Below are 13,317 nucleotides of genomic sequence, written 5' to 3'. Positions count from 1 at the left end.
TCGTGCTGTCGAAGGTTGGAGGAATGAATGTCCTATGATGTCGCTATCGTCGGGTCGGGATTCTCGGCCATCTGTACCGCTGCTCATCTTTTGTCATCTCTGTCTGCCGAAGCCTCGATTGCTATTGTCGGTGACGAATCGGATTTCGGACGCGGTACGGCTTATCGCACCGAGTTGCCCTATCATCGGCTCAATGTACCGGCCGGGCGGATGAGCGTCTTCCCGGATCGCCCGGATGACTTTCTTAATTGGCTGACGGAAAACCGGCTTGGGGACGATCCTTTGTCATTCGCCTCGCGCGGGGATTATGGTCTCTATCTCAGGGACAGGCTAGCCACTCTGCTTAGAAGTCGTGATCAACGGGCGAGAGTGGACTTCGTCCGGGCGAAGGCGTCAGCCTGCAGGCCGGATAGCGACGACGGATTCTCCTTTGCTTTGGAGAATGGTGAGACGTTGCGCGCGCAGAACGTTGTTTTGTGTCTGGGTGTGGGGGTGGCGAGTTTGCCGGTGCAAACTCTGGTGAAAGAGGAGAGCAGGGCGCAGCGTGTGATCGGACACTGCTGGCAGCCCGGATGGCTGTCGCGCGTGAAGGCGGGAGACCGTATCTGTATTCTGGGTTCGGGCCTGACGATGATCGATCAGGTTTTGACCCTGAGAGGAAAAGGTCACCGAGGACCGATCCACGTCCTGTCTCGACGTGGGTTGGTGCCGCATCCGCATATCAGTCCACCATTGCCACCTGCCGATCCGCGCATGCCCGAAGGGTCGATCGAGATCAGCCGCCGGCTACAGGCTCTGCGCAAGCAGGTGAGTGATGGAACGCCATGGCGGGCGGTAATGGATGGTCTGCGACCGAAGACCCAGTCGCTTTGGCAGAGCCTGACGACCGAGCAGCGTGCCCGGTTCCTTCGGCACGCCTTGCCCTGGTGGAACATCCACCGGCACCGGATCGCACCTGAGGTACACAGAGCTTTCGAGACACTTCTTTCTGAAGGTGTTCTGGAGATTCATGCCGGTTATCTTCGTTCTCTCGACGAGCAGGATGACGGGATCGCCGTGCTCTATCGCCGCCGGCATACGCAGACGCTCAAGGAGCTTCAGGTCGATTGGGTCATCAACTGTACCGGCATGGAGAGGGCGGGCATTGGCCATTCACGTCTTCTGGAAACCATGCGCGATGATGGCGTTATTCTGCTCGACGCTTTTGGTCTTGGCGTCGAGGTTGATGGCCAGTCGCGTTTATTATGCGCAGATGGGAAAATCTGGCCCGGCCTGTTTGCCGCTGGAGCGCTGACGGCAGGCCGCTTCTGGGAAATAACCGCAGTGCCGGATATTCGCGTACAGGCGCAAAAAATCGCGCAAGCCGTTACGGATAGAGTACAGTCGAGCGGCCGGGTGGCGGCGCACGGTTGAATTGGCGGAAGGAGCGGTCATGTGGACTTCGCTCCTAACAATTTTGCCAGTCGCGACTTTTCTCGGGCTCTTAGGAATCTGGAGTTAGCCGCGGCAAACTTCTCTATCCTATGGCTGAGGGATCATCCGTAATGCGGTGGCTCATCTGTCCGGCAGGATGCAGATCCTGAAAACCTTGCGTGGACAAATTACGCGATGACGGCAGAGAGTATCCTGTAAACACGGCGTGTGATTGTGCGCGTCGCATCGTTTACCGAAACAATGCAGTCAACGCGACAGCTCCGACGCGATCGGAATACGCTTAAGATTCGTTCATTTGCTAAATAATTTACATCGCTTATGGAATATCGCCGCTAAACCGGCTATAAAACCCGAAAATTATGAAGCTAATGAAAATTATTTGCGAGGCGTCAATGGAAAAGCAGAAGCTGGTGCGGTTCGAAACGGCTGACACCCAGGCTGGTGGTCAGCGTCGGCCTTTCGCCAAAGCCGTCCGGGCCGGCGATTTTGTCTATGTGTCCGGACAGGTACCAACCGTCGACGGCGAAGTTGTGACCGGTGGCATCGTGGCCCAGACCGAGCAGGTTGTCGCCAATATCAAGGATGTTCTGGCACTTGCCGATTGTACGCTTGCTGATGTGGTCAAGGTCAATGTCTGGCTGGACGATGCGCGGGACTTTTCGAGTTTCAACGCGGTTTTCCAGAAACATTTCATCGATCATCCGCCAGCTCGCTCGACCGTGCAATCGCCGCTAATGGTGGATGCGAAGGTAGAAATGGACGTTATCGCCTACAAACCACTGGTTTAATTACCATGTTTTCTGATTTCGAGAGTGTATAATGACCTATCCCTGGCCCGATGAAGGCACTCCAATCGACGCGATTTCGACGCCAATGCCGGTGATCGATGAAGATCGGCTTGCCGCCAATATTTTGCGGGCGCAATCTTATCTCGATGGTCATGGCAAGGCTTTCCGCCCCCATATCAAGACGCACAAGATACCGGCTATTGCGAGACAGCAGCTTCAGGCAGGCGCCATCGGCATCAATTGCCAGAAGGTCAGCGAGGCCGAAGTTTTCGCGGATGCCGGTTTCGACGATATCTTGATCACCTATAATATCCTCGGTGCGGCAAAACTTTCGCGCCTGAAGGCGCTGAATGCGCGCATTGGCCGGCTGAGCGTTGTTGCCGACAGCGCCGTGACCATTGCCGGCCTTGCGAGCACGTTCAATGCGGGGAGACCGCTTTCCGTACTGGTCGAATGCGATACAGGCGGAAAACGCTGCGGCGTACAGACCCCCGAAGCCGTATTGGAGCTTGCAGAGAAGATCGTTGCGGCACCGGGCCTCCACTTCAAGGGCATTTTGACCTATCCGGCACCGGGTGGTGCTGAAAAGGTGGAGAGTTTCATTCGCGAGACCATGGCGTTGCTTGCGGAGAAAGGCATTGATTGCCCGGTTCGTTCCAGCGGCGGTTCGCCGGATTTCTTCTCCGCTCATCTCGTTCCCTCCGCGACCGAACACCGCGCGGGCACCTATGTCTATAATGACCGTTCGATGCTGCGCGCCGGGCATTGCACCGCCGGTGATCTGGCCATGCATGTTCTCGCCACCGTGGTGTCTAAGCCAACGGCGGACCGCGTCGTGCTCGATAGCGGCTCCAAGGCCCTGACCTCCGATCTCCTTGGTTTCAGTGATTACGGGCTGATCGAAGATTATGAGGGTGCAAAAATCATATCACTTTCGGAAGAACATGCGGTCGTCGATCTGTCCGGTTGCGTCTCCGGCCGGCCTGAAATCGGCGATGTGGTCAAAGTTGTGCCGAACCACACCTGCGTCGTCAGCAATCTTTTCGACAGGATGGTGTTCCATCGGAACGGCATCGTGACGCGGGTGGAGGACGTCGCGGCACGCGGTACCGTCTGGTAATATTACCCGGCTAATTAAATTGCGAAAAGAATGCCGCCGAAAGGCGGGTACCGGCAACGAGAATCACAGTCATGCGCATATTCACGGCGTCGCTCGCCACCGAAACCAACACGTTTTCGCCCGTTCCGACGGATATGGATGCTTTTCGCGCGGCTTTTTATGCCGGGCCGGGTGAACATCCGGAAACACCGACGCTCTGCTCGTCGCCGGTGCCAATTCTGCGTCGTCGCGGCAAGGCGGAAGGGTTTACGGTGATCGAGGGTACCTCCTGCTGGGCGGAACCGGCGGGGCTTATTCAGCGCCAGACTTATGAAACATTACGCGATACCATTCTTGCCGAGCTTGTTGCCGCGCTGCCGGTCGATGCCGTGGTTCTTGGCCTGCATGGCGCCATGGTGGCGCAGGGATATGACGATCCGGAAGGCGATTTCCTGTCGCGTATCCGCGCTCTGGTTGGCCCCGACGTGCTGGTCGCGGCGGAATTTGATCCGCATAGCCATCTGACCGCGCTACGGGTTGAGAATCTCGATATCATGGCGACGTTTCTGGAATTCCCGCATACGGATTTCGAGGAGCGTGGGGAGCACGTCGTGGAATTGGCGCTGCGCACCCTGCGAGGTGAGATCAAGCCGGTCATCTCCACATTCGATTGCCGCATGATCACCATTTATCCCACCAGCCGCGAGCCGATGCGCTCCTATGTCGACCGGTTGAAGGCGTTGGAGGGCAAGGAGGGTATCCTGTCCATTTCCGTTATTCACGGTTTCATGGCGGGCGATGTACCGGATATGGGCACGCGAATCGTCGTCGTTACGGACGGCGACAGGGAAAAAGGCGACGCGCTGGCCGAAAAACTCGGCCATGAGCTTTACGCCATGCGCAGGCTGACCGCGATGCCGATGTTCGATACGGAAGCGGGTCTCGACAAGGCTCGCGCCATTCGCGCCGAAAATCCGGATATGCCGGTCGTGGTGTCAGATATATGGGACAATCCGGGCGGCGGTGTCGCGGGTGATGCCACCCATATTTTGCGGCGCATGGTGGAGCGCGGCATGGATAATATCGGCGTTGCGACGATATGGGATCCGATAGCCGTGTCCTTCTGCCATGCGGCGGGCGAGGGGGCGGAGATCGATTTGCGCATCGGCGGCAAATCAAGCCCGGAGGGTGGCGAGCCGCTCGACTTCCGGATCAGGGTCATGCGCACCGCCGAAGCGGGTTGGCAAAGTTTCCGCAACAGCCGCGTCACGCTTGGCCGCGCCGCGGTTGTCCGGCCGGTCGGAACGGAGATCGATATCATCCTCATTACCAGCCGCACCCAAACTTATGAGCCGGATATCTTTTCCAATCTCGGCATCGATTTCACCAGGAAAGATGTACTTCTGGTGAAGTCAACTAACCACTTCCATGCCGGTTTCGCGCCAATCGCGTCAGAGATCGTTTATATCGCCGCCCCGACATCCTATCCGACCGACCCGGCAAAAACGGCCTATCGCAAGGCAAGCCTGCAGCTTTGGCCGCGGGTGGCCGATCCGTTGGGGCTGGATTGAAGTTCCAGCTGTTTCAGATGCGCTCGAGCGCGATCAGGAAAAACGCGCCTGCACTGTGATCGGCCTCGACAGTGAATGGCAGACCGCTTTCGATCAGCACGCTGTCCAGTCTTTCCAGACGATCCTTGCCGTTCTTGGTGGAGATCGTCAGTGGATCGAGCGCAAGAACGAGCGTCGTGCCCTCGCTTGGTTCCGCGAAAACCGTGCCGGATTGTCTCTGCACGGTGTGGCGAAAGGTCGAACGACGGGTCATGACATTCAGATCGACGATTGGACCATTGTGTAGGGTCGCATTCACGGGCACATCCGCCGGAAAGGGCAGGGGGGTGCTTTCGATCGTCAAGAGCAGTGGATCATTTGCCGCGATCGCCAGCGCCATGCCGTTTCCCTCAAGGATCGACAGGGTGCGATCTATGCCGGGAAAGATGGAGAAGGGGCCGTCGCTGGCAACTGTCGCCATGCTGATGCGCCAGTCGAAGTCATCCACGGAAGCGCCTTGCGGAAAGACGGCGATTTCCACCGTCTCGCCGCCACCGTTTTTCCATGGCATGCGTTTGTAGCTGCTTGCGCGCATCAGGGTCATGTTTCTACTCTCGCAAGGTGTTGGCCGGAAACCGTTTTTACGTATTCCCGGCCGAACAGGATCAATTGCCGAGAATGCCGGGCAGTCGCAGGCCCTGCTCTTTCGCACAGTCCACGGCGATCTCGTAACCGGCATCGGCATGGCGCATCACGCCGGTTGCCGGGTCGTTCCAAAGCACGCGCTCGATGCGGCGGGCCGCATCATCGGTGCCATCGCAGCAGATGACCATGCCGGAATGCTGGGAGAAGCCCATGCCGACGCCGCCGCCGTGATGCAGGGAAACCCAGGTCGCGCCAGACGCGGTGTTAAGCAGCGCATTCAACAGCGGCCAGTCGGATACGGCATCCGAACCGTCCTTCATGGCTTCGGTCTCGCGGTTGGGCGAGGCGACGGAGCCGCTGTCGAGATGGTCGCGGCCGATGACGATCGGGGCGCTGAGTTCGCCGGTCCTGACCATTTCGTTGAAGGCAAGTCCGAGGCGGTGACGGTCGCCAAGACCGACCCAGCAAATACGCGCCGGTAGACCCTGGAAGGCGATACGTTCGGCGGCCATGTCGAGCCAGTTGTGCAGGTGTTTGTTGTCGGGAAGCAGTTTCTTCACCTTGGCGTCGGTCTTGCGGATATCCTCCGGATCACCCGAGAGGGCAGCCCAGCGGAACGGGCCGACGCCGCGGCAGAACAGCGGGCGGATATAGGCCGGAACGAAGCCCGGGAAGGCGAAAGCGTTTTCCAGCCCCTCTTCTTTCGCCACCTGGCGGATGTTGTTGCCGTAGTCAAAGGTCGGGATGCCCATGTCCTGGAAGGCGATCATCGCCTCGACATGTTCGCGCATCGAGGCGCGCGCGGCCTTTTCGACAGCTTTCGGATCGCTTTCGCGCTTTTCCTTCCACTTGGCCATCGTCCAGCCCTTCGGCAGGTAGCCATTGATAGGGTCATGTGCCGAGGTCTGGTCGGTTACCATGTCCGGCCGGATGCCGCGGCGGACCATTTCCGGCAGGATTTCGGCGGCGTTGCCGAGCAGGCCGACTGACTTCGCCTCGCCGGCGGCGGTCCAGCGCTCGATCATTTCCATCGCCTCATCGAGTGTTTCGGCGCGGGCATCGACGTAACGGGTGCGCAGGCGGAAATCGATCGAGTCGGGATTGCATTCGATGGCAAGGCAGCAGGCACCGGCCATGACGGCGGCGAGAGGCTGGGCGCCGCCCATGCCGCCTAGGCCGCCGGTCAGAACCCACTTGCCCTTGAGATCACCGCCATAATGCTGGCGGCCGGCCTCGACGAAGGTTTCGTAGGTGCCCTGTACAATGCCCTGGCTGCCGATATAGATCCACGAACCGGCGGTCATCTGGCCATACATGGCGAGACCCTTCTTATCCAGCTCGTTGAAATGATCCCAGGTTGCCCAGTGAGGCACGAGGTTGGAGTTGGCAATCAATACGCGCGGCGCATCCTTGTGGGTGCGGAACACACCGACCGGCTTGCCGGACTGGACCATCAGGGTTTCGTCTTCGTTGAGATCGCGCAGGGTTGCGACGATCTTGTCGAAGTCAGCCCAGGTACGGGCAGCGCGACCGATGCCGCCATAAACCACCAGTTCGTGCGGATTTTCGGCCACTTCAGGGTCGAGATTGTTCATCAGCATGCGAAGCGGCGCTTCGGTCATCCAGGATTTCGCCGTCAGTTCGGTTCCACGCGCAGCGCGGACGTCACGGATGTTATGACGAGGATTGGTCATTTGGTTCCCCTTTTTGTGTGTGCCAGTGTCAGCGCGGTCGTTTCGATGCGCGTGAGAATGTTTTTCAGGTGGATGCGAAGTTTGGCTGCCTTGGCTTCGTCATAGGCGAAGGGCGGTGTCTCCGTTGTCAGATGGGTGGATTGCGCCAGCTCCATCTGAATGGCGTGCACGCTGGTTTCGGGCTTTCCGTAGTGGCGCGTCGTCCAGCCACCCTTGAAACGGCCGTTGAGGATGCTGGTGTAACCTTCCGCGGCAGCGGCTGCTTCGACCGTTATTTTCTCAATGGCAGGATCGCAGGTCTTGCCCATATCCGTGCCGATGTTGAAATCCGGCAGCTTGCCTTCGAACAGGAACGGGATATGCGAGCGGATCGAATGGCAATCATAGAGAATGGCGATGCCGTGGATCGCCTTTACCCGTTCGATTTCCGTCACCAGCGCTGTGTGATAGGGCGCATGAAAATTTTCCAGCCGATAGGCGATATCGTCTTGATCAGGTTCCTGCCCCTCATTCCAGATCGGCTTGCCGTCGAAATCGGTTTCGGGAATGAGCCCCGTGGTGTTTTGCCCCGGATAAAGGCTGACACCTTCCGGGTCACGGTTGGCGTCGATCACGTAACGATGAAAGGTCGCGCGCACCGTCGTCGCATCGTCCAGAAGATCCGCATAGAGATCATGAATATGCCAATCGGTGTCGGCGAGTATCCTGCCGTTGTCGTTCAGGCGCTGCCAGATTTCCGCCGGCACATTGGTGCCGGTATGGGGCAGGCCAAGAATGACGGGCGATGAGCCTTGCCTGATGTCGAAGACGCGCATCTTAAACCTCCAGCTTCGGCAAAATGCCTTCCGAAATCACGGAGACCAGAGCACCGGTGGCGATCAATTCTGCCGCTGCCTTCAAATCCGGAGCCATGTAACGGTCTTCTTCCAGCGAAGGGATAGCCTGACGCAGCACGGCGATTGCCTTTTGCAGCTCCGGGCTGGTTTTCAGCGGCCCGCGAAGTTCCACGCCCTGAACCGCCGAAAGCGCCTCGATGCCGAGGATGGCAAAGAGATTTTCCGTCATTGCCAGAAGGCGGCGTGCACCATGGCAGGCCATGGAGACGTGGTCTTCCTGATTGGCGGAGGTTGGAGTGGAATCGACCGAGGCCGGATGCGCCATCTGTTTGTTCTCGCTCATCAGAGCGGCGGAGGTGACTTCGGCAATCATCAGGCCGGAATTCAACCCTGGTTTCTTGGAAAGAAAGGCCGGAAGACCGTAGGAGAGGGCGGGATCGACAAGCAGCGCCACGCGACGCTGCGCAATCGCGCCGATCTCGCAAATGGCGAGCGCCGTTTGGTCCGCTGCAAATGCCACAGGCTCGGCGTGGAAATTGCCGCCGGAAACGACGGAATTGTCAGATAGTACCAGCGGATTGTCCGTCACCGCATTGGCTTCGATTTCAAGCGTGCGGGCCACCTGTCGCAGAAGATCAAGGCAGGCGCCGTCCACCTGCGGCTGGCAGCGGATGCAATAGGGATCCTGTACCCGCTCGTCGCCTTCGATATGGCTGACGCGGATTTCGGATCCTTCCAGCAACCCGCGAAGTGCGGCTCCCGCATCGATCTGGCCCTTGTGGCCGCGCAATGTGTGAATATCCGGGTGGAAGGGAGCGGAAGAACCCATGGCGGCATCGGTGGAAAGCGCGCCGGTAATCAGCGCGGCCTGTGCCGCACGGTGGGCGCGGAAAAGACCGGCGAGCGCCAGCGCGGTCGAGGTTTGCGTGCCGTTGATCAGCGCCAGCCCTTCCTTGGCGGCAAGAATCACTGGGGTCAGCCCAGCTTTTCTGAGCGCCTCGCCGGCAGGCAGAAGCGCGCCTGCATAAAAAGCCTCACCTTCGCCCATCATCACGGCGGCCATATGGGCAAGCGGCGCGAGATCACCGGATGCGCCGACCGAACCCTTTTCGGGAATGGCCGGGATAACGCCTTTTTCCAGCATGTCTTCAATCAAGCGGATAAGTTCCAGCCGCACGCCGGATGCGCCGCGACCGAGCGAAATCAGCTTCAGCGCCATGATCAGGCGTACGACATTTTCCGGAAGCGCCGCACCAACGCCGCAGCAATGTGAAAGAATGAGATTACGCTGCAACGTCGCTACATCGGCCGCATCGATCTTGATCGAGGCGAGTTTGCCGAAACCGGTATTGATGCCATAGACTGGCGCATTGCCGGCGGCGATCTCGGCGATGCGTGCCGCCGCCTTTTTTATGCCGGCATCGAATGAAGGGTCGAGTTTGGCTGTGCCATTGTTCCAGTAGATCGCGGCGAGATCGGCAAGGGTCACGTTGCCGGGGTGAAGCATGATTGTCATTGGCAAACCTTCTGTCCCTTAAAAATACGGGCGTGGAGCGGATTAAAACCGATGCGGTAGACGAGCTCGGCCGGGCGTTCGATATCCCAAATAGTGAAATCGGCGGATTTTCCGGCTTCCAGCGTGCCGGTTTCGGCAAGCAGGCCAAGCGCCTTTGCGGCATTGCGCGTCGTCGCCGTCAGGCACTCTTCCACCGTCATGCGGAAAAGCGTGGCACCCATGTTCATGGTCAGAAGCAGGGAGGTGAGCGGCGAAGTGCCGGGATTGCAATCGGTCGCGAGCGCAATGTCGGCGCCTGCGTCGCGCAGGGCCTGAACCGGCGGAAGCTGTTTTTCCCGAAGTGCGTAAAATGCGCCAGGCAGCAGCACGGCCACCGTTCCGGCTTTCGCCAACGCCCTTGTGCCCACTGCGTTCAGATATTCCAGATGATCGGCGGAAAGCGCGCCATAGGATGCGGCAAGCTCCGTGCCACCGAGGTTGGAAAGCTGTTCGGCGTGTAGCTTGACGGGAAGTCCGAGCTGTTTTGCCGCCTCGAAAACCCGGGTTATTTCCTCGACGGAAAAGGCGATGCCTTCGCAAAAACCGTCGACCGCATCCGCAAGCCCTTCCGCATGGGCTTTTTCCAGCCCCGGCAGAACCACTTCAGAGATGTAATCGGCGTTACGACCCTTATATTCGGCGGGTGTCGCATGTGCGGCCAGATAGCTGGTGACGATCCGCACCGGCCGCAACGTTTCAAGCTTGCGGGCAACGCGCAGCATTTTCAGTTCGGTCTCGATATCAAGACCGTAACCGGATTTGATTTCGATGGTTGAGACGCCCTCGGCCAGAAGTGTGTCGAGGCGGGGCAATGCCTGCGCAACCAGCGCGTCTTCCGAAAGAGCGCGCGTGTCGCGCACCGAAGAAACGATGCCGCCGCCCGCTTTGGCGATCTCCTCATAGGTCGCACCGTTGAGCCGCATCTCGAATTCCATGGCGCGATTGCCACCGAAGACCAGATGTGTGTGGCAGTCGATCAAAGCAGGGGTGATCCACCGTCCACCGCAATCGGTGATCTCATTGGCCGCTGCCAGATCGGCGGGCAGATCGCTTTCAGGGCCGGCAAAGGCAATGCGGCCATCGCGCACGGCAATGGCGGCGTTTTCGATTGCGCCGATGCCTTCCATCAAGGGGTTTAAGGTTGCCAGCCGGGCGTTGCGCCACAATGCTGTGGCGTTTCCCGTCGCCATTTCCTTTGCAGATTTGTTCCCTGGCATTTGCTTTTCGCCTTTCCTTTATGGCTCAAATGTATATACATAATAATTGCCTTGGCAAGCCGGAATTTCGTGTTCGAAGTGACCTTGCCTGAAGAGAACAAGAGGAGAGGGTGGCATGACGGCAATTCACGCGGACGCAGCACTTCTGGCTGAGGGGTGGGCGAAGGATGTCCGCATCCTTTGTGAGGATGGTATTGTCTTATCCGTCGAAACCGGTGTTTCTCCGCAGCCGCTGGATGAGCGCCATGCTGTCATCGTGCCGGCCATGCCCAATCTCCACAGCCATGCCTTTCAGCGAGCCATGGCCGGACTAGCCGAAATTCGCGGGCCTGCCGATGACAGCTTCTGGAGCTGGCGCACGGTCATGTACAAGTTCGCGCTGTCCATGACGCCTGACCACGTCGAGGCGGTTGCCGCCCAGCTTTATATGGAAATGCTGGAAGCCGGTTTCGGACGGGTCGGGGAATTTCATTATCTGCACAATGACAGGGACGGCTCGCATTACGGCAATATCGCTGAAATGGCCGAACGTATCGGCGCTGCCGCCGCGCAAACGGGTATCGGTCTGACTTTACTGCCGGTATTTTACGCGCATTCCGGTTTCGGTGGTCAGCCGCCGATCGACGGGCAGAAACGGTTTATCCATTCGCTCGACAGTTATGAAAGGCTGATGCAGGGTGCACAGTCCGTAGTGGACCGGCTTCCCGGCGCTACGCTCGGCATCGCGCCACACAGCCTGCGCGCCGTGACCGGCAATGAGCTGGCGGCCATCGTGCCTTTGGCAAAAGGTGGGCCGATCCACATTCATGTGGCGGAACAGGTCAAGGAAATCGAGGATCTCGCTCGCTTTTTCCGGTGCACGGCCGGTTGAATGGCTTTTGGAGAATGCGCCGGTCGATGATCGCTGGTGCCTTATCCATGCGACACATATGACGGAAGCGGAAACGCGCCGCATGGCCAGAAGCGGCGCCGTCGCCGGTCTCTGCCCGATCACGGAAGCCAATCTCGGCGACGGCATTTTCCCGGCGCCTGATTTTCTCGCGGAAGGTGGCCATTATGGCGTAGGTTCGGATTCCAACATTCTCATTTCCGTACCGGAAGAATTGCGGACGCTTGAATATTCGCAGCGCCTGTCGCTTCGGGCACGCAATGTCATCGCCGATGCCGGCCACTCTACGGGTGAAAAGCTGTTCCGGCGGGCGCTTGAAGGCGGTGGCAGGGCGCTGGCATCACAAAATGGCATCGAACAGGGAAAAAGTGCAGATTTCGTCGCGCTTGATATCGCTGCCGTTTCCTATCTCCCGGTCTCCCAGATGCTTGACCAGTGGATTTTTGCGGGCGGCGTCAATGTCGATTCTGTCTGGGTGCGCGGTAAAAAGCTGGTGCAAGCCGGCCAACACGTCCATCGCCGCGAAATATCGGATCGTTTCAACAAGGTCATGGCCGAACTTGTCGATAGCTGATATGCGCTCGATAGGAACGAGATCGAGCCGTTGGAAGGCATTGCGGACGTGACGAAAGCATCGGCCGGGCAAACCCTGCACCAGCGTATCCTCAGCGATATCGAGGGCCGGATCGTATCGGGCGAATGGCCGCCGGGTCACCGGTTGCCTTTTGAGGTCGATCTTGCCGACCATTATGATTGCTCGCGCATGACCGTCAACAAGGTCATGGGTCAGCTCGTGAAGGCTGGCCTGATCGAGCGCCGCAAGAAATCCGGCAGTTTTGTTCGCCAACCCCAGATCCAGTCTGCGGTCCTCGAAATTCACGACATCAGGGCCGAGGTCGAATCTCTTGGTCTCGACTATGACTTCAAAGTCCTCGAGAGCGCTTCGCGTGCGGCAAAGCGCGAGGATCGTGCAAGTCTCGACGTTGCCATCGGCGCGTCGCTGCTCGATATCGTCTGCATCCATTTTGCGGGCACGCGGGAATTCTGCGTCGAACAGCGTCTCGTCAATCTGGCCGCCGTACCGGAGGCTGCGGGAGTCGATTTTAGCGAGATTGCGCCCGGACCCTGGCTGCTCGGCCATGTTCCATGGAGTACTGCCGAACACCGGATCAGCGCCGAAACGCCCTCGAAGGAGATTGCGCGCCTGCTGGGTATCTCCGACAGGCAGGCCTGCCTCGTCGTGGAGCGGCGCACATGGAGCAATTCGGGTGCCGTCACCTATGTACGCTTCACCTATCCAGGCAACGCGCACGCTCTGGTCGCCCGTTTCAGCCCGTCTTCCGACTGAGGTCTGGTCAGGCACGATCCCTACAGTACCCATGGAAAGGGCCGATGTGCTTAGAGGGAATGCACCAGCTTCCGCTATTCGGCCGGAAAAGCGTTAAAATCCGTTAATCTGTATGACTAATTTCAAATAGCCGTTTTAAATCAGTTAGATGATCATTTTTTCCAGAATTTGTATTTTGGTGTGTTGACTTGTTTGGTTGGGTTCTCTTATAAGTCCGCTCACTGAACGAGGGCGGCGGCGCTGCTGGCGACGAAGTCTTTCG

10 protein-coding genes and 1 pseudogene are annotated in these 13,317 nt (G+C 58.7%); 6 read left to right on the top strand and 5 right to left on the bottom strand.

From position 1 onward, the window contains the following. Positions 1 to 27: 27 nt before the first annotated feature. The 4 genes from RBH10_RS04465 to RBH10_RS04450 all read left to right on the top strand — a co-directional run bounded on the left by RBH10_RS04465 (position 28) and on the right by RBH10_RS04450 (position 4,892). Positions 28 to 1,413 carry an FAD/NAD(P)-binding protein gene (locus tag RBH10_RS04465; RefSeq protein ID WP_281038661.1) on the top strand — a complete coding sequence of 462 codons (1,386 nt, stop codon included), beginning with the start codon at positions 28 to 30 and terminating at the stop codon, positions 1,411 to 1,413. A 413-nt stretch (positions 1,414 to 1,826) separates the two neighbouring features. Then, positions 1,827 to 2,222: a RidA family protein gene (locus RBH10_RS04460; protein WP_045019779.1), complete on the top strand. Its 396-nt coding sequence runs from the start codon at positions 1,827 to 1,829 to the stop codon at positions 2,220 to 2,222. A gap of 31 nt (positions 2,223 to 2,253) precedes the next feature. Beyond that, positions 2,254 to 3,342 (top strand): D-TA family PLP-dependent enzyme, encoded by a 1,089-nt coding sequence (locus tag RBH10_RS04455; RefSeq protein WP_281038660.1) that lies wholly within the window; start codon positions 2,254 to 2,256, stop codon positions 3,340 to 3,342. A 71-nt stretch (positions 3,343 to 3,413) separates the two neighbouring features. Then, positions 3,414 to 4,892 (top strand): M81 family metallopeptidase, encoded by a 1,479-nt coding sequence (locus RBH10_RS04450; protein ID WP_281038659.1) that lies wholly within the window; start codon positions 3,414 to 3,416, stop codon positions 4,890 to 4,892. Between the two features lie 13 nt (positions 4,893 to 4,905). Here RBH10_RS04450 and RBH10_RS04445 read toward each other — a convergent pair whose 3' ends face one another. From RBH10_RS04445 to hutI, 5 genes are all read right to left on the bottom strand, one after another. Further along, positions 4,906 to 5,475 carry a HutD family protein gene (locus RBH10_RS04445; RefSeq protein WP_281038658.1) on the bottom strand — a complete coding sequence of 190 codons (570 nt, stop codon included), beginning with the start codon at positions 5,473 to 5,475 and terminating at the stop codon, positions 4,906 to 4,908. A 61-nt stretch (positions 5,476 to 5,536) separates the two neighbouring features. Next, a complete protein-coding gene (gene hutU, locus RBH10_RS04440) occupies positions 5,537 to 7,210 on the bottom strand; it encodes a urocanate hydratase (protein WP_281038657.1) in 1,674 nt (557 codons plus the stop codon). After that, positions 7,207 to 8,025 (bottom strand): N-formylglutamate deformylase, encoded by an 819-nt coding sequence (gene hutG / locus RBH10_RS04435; protein WP_281038656.1) that lies wholly within the window; start codon positions 8,023 to 8,025, stop codon positions 7,207 to 7,209. The genes hutU and hutG overlap by 4 nt, the downstream gene beginning before the upstream one ends. Position 8,026: 1 nt before the next feature. Then, entirely contained in the window at positions 8,027 to 9,562 is a 1,536-nt protein-coding gene (hutH, locus tag RBH10_RS04430; RefSeq protein WP_372339768.1) for a histidine ammonia-lyase, read from the bottom strand. After that, the gene (gene hutI / locus RBH10_RS04425; RefSeq protein WP_281038654.1) at positions 9,559 to 10,818 is read right to left on the bottom strand and encodes an imidazolonepropionase; all 1,260 of its coding nucleotides are present in this window, start codon (positions 10,816 to 10,818) and stop codon (positions 9,559 to 9,561) included. Before hutI ends, hutH begins: the two co-directional genes overlap by 4 nt. Before the next feature lie 115 nt (positions 10,819 to 10,933). On the opposite strand from hutI, the pseudogene RBH10_RS04420 reads away from it, so the two are divergent. Both RBH10_RS04420 and hutC read left to right on the top strand, forming a co-directional pair. After that, positions 10,934 to 12,281, top strand: a pseudogene (locus RBH10_RS04420) (formimidoylglutamate deiminase). 48 nt (positions 12,282 to 12,329) lie between these two features. Further along, a complete protein-coding gene (gene hutC / locus RBH10_RS04415) occupies positions 12,330 to 13,055 on the top strand; it encodes a histidine utilization repressor (protein WP_281038652.1) in 726 nt (241 codons plus the stop codon). Positions 13,056 to 13,317: the final 262 nt, after the last annotated feature.

Source organism: Rhizobium sp. AN73 (genome assembly GCF_030757975.1).
Taxonomy (GTDB): domain Bacteria; phylum Pseudomonadota; class Alphaproteobacteria; order Rhizobiales; family Rhizobiaceae; genus Agrobacterium; species Agrobacterium arsenijevicii.
Note: the sequence above shows the minus strand (reverse complement) of the source record. Positions and strands in the feature narration are given on the sequence as shown.

Bases quoted from the DNA above. Each gene is read 5' to 3' on its own strand.
- RBH10_RS04465 (WP_281038661.1), top strand. From the start codon at position 28: ATGTCCTATGATGTCGCTATCGTCGGGTCGGGATTCTCGGCCATCTGT.
- RBH10_RS04460 (WP_045019779.1), top strand. From the start codon at position 1,827: ATGGAAAAGCAGAAGCTGGTGCGGTTCGAAACGGCTGACACCCAGGCT.
- RBH10_RS04455 (WP_281038660.1), top strand. From the start codon at position 2,254: ATGACCTATCCCTGGCCCGATGAAGGCACTCCAATCGACGCGATTTCG.
- RBH10_RS04450 (WP_281038659.1), top strand. From the start codon at position 3,414: ATGCGCATATTCACGGCGTCGCTCGCCACCGAAACCAACACGTTTTCG.
- RBH10_RS04445 (WP_281038658.1), bottom strand. From the start codon at position 5,475: ATGACCCTGATGCGCGCAAGCAGCTACAAACGCATGCCATGGAAAAAC.
- hutU (WP_281038657.1), bottom strand. From the start codon at position 7,210: ATGACCAATCCTCGTCATAACATCCGTGACGTCCGCGCTGCGCGTGGA.
- hutG (WP_281038656.1), bottom strand. From the start codon at position 8,025: ATGCGCGTCTTCGACATCAGGCAAGGCTCATCGCCCGTCATTCTTGGC.
- hutH (WP_372339768.1), bottom strand. From the start codon at position 9,562: ATGACAATCATGCTTCACCCCGGCAACGTGACCCTTGCCGATCTCGCC.
- hutI (WP_281038654.1), bottom strand. From the start codon at position 10,818: ATGCCAGGGAACAAATCTGCAAAGGAAATGGCGACGGGAAACGCCACA.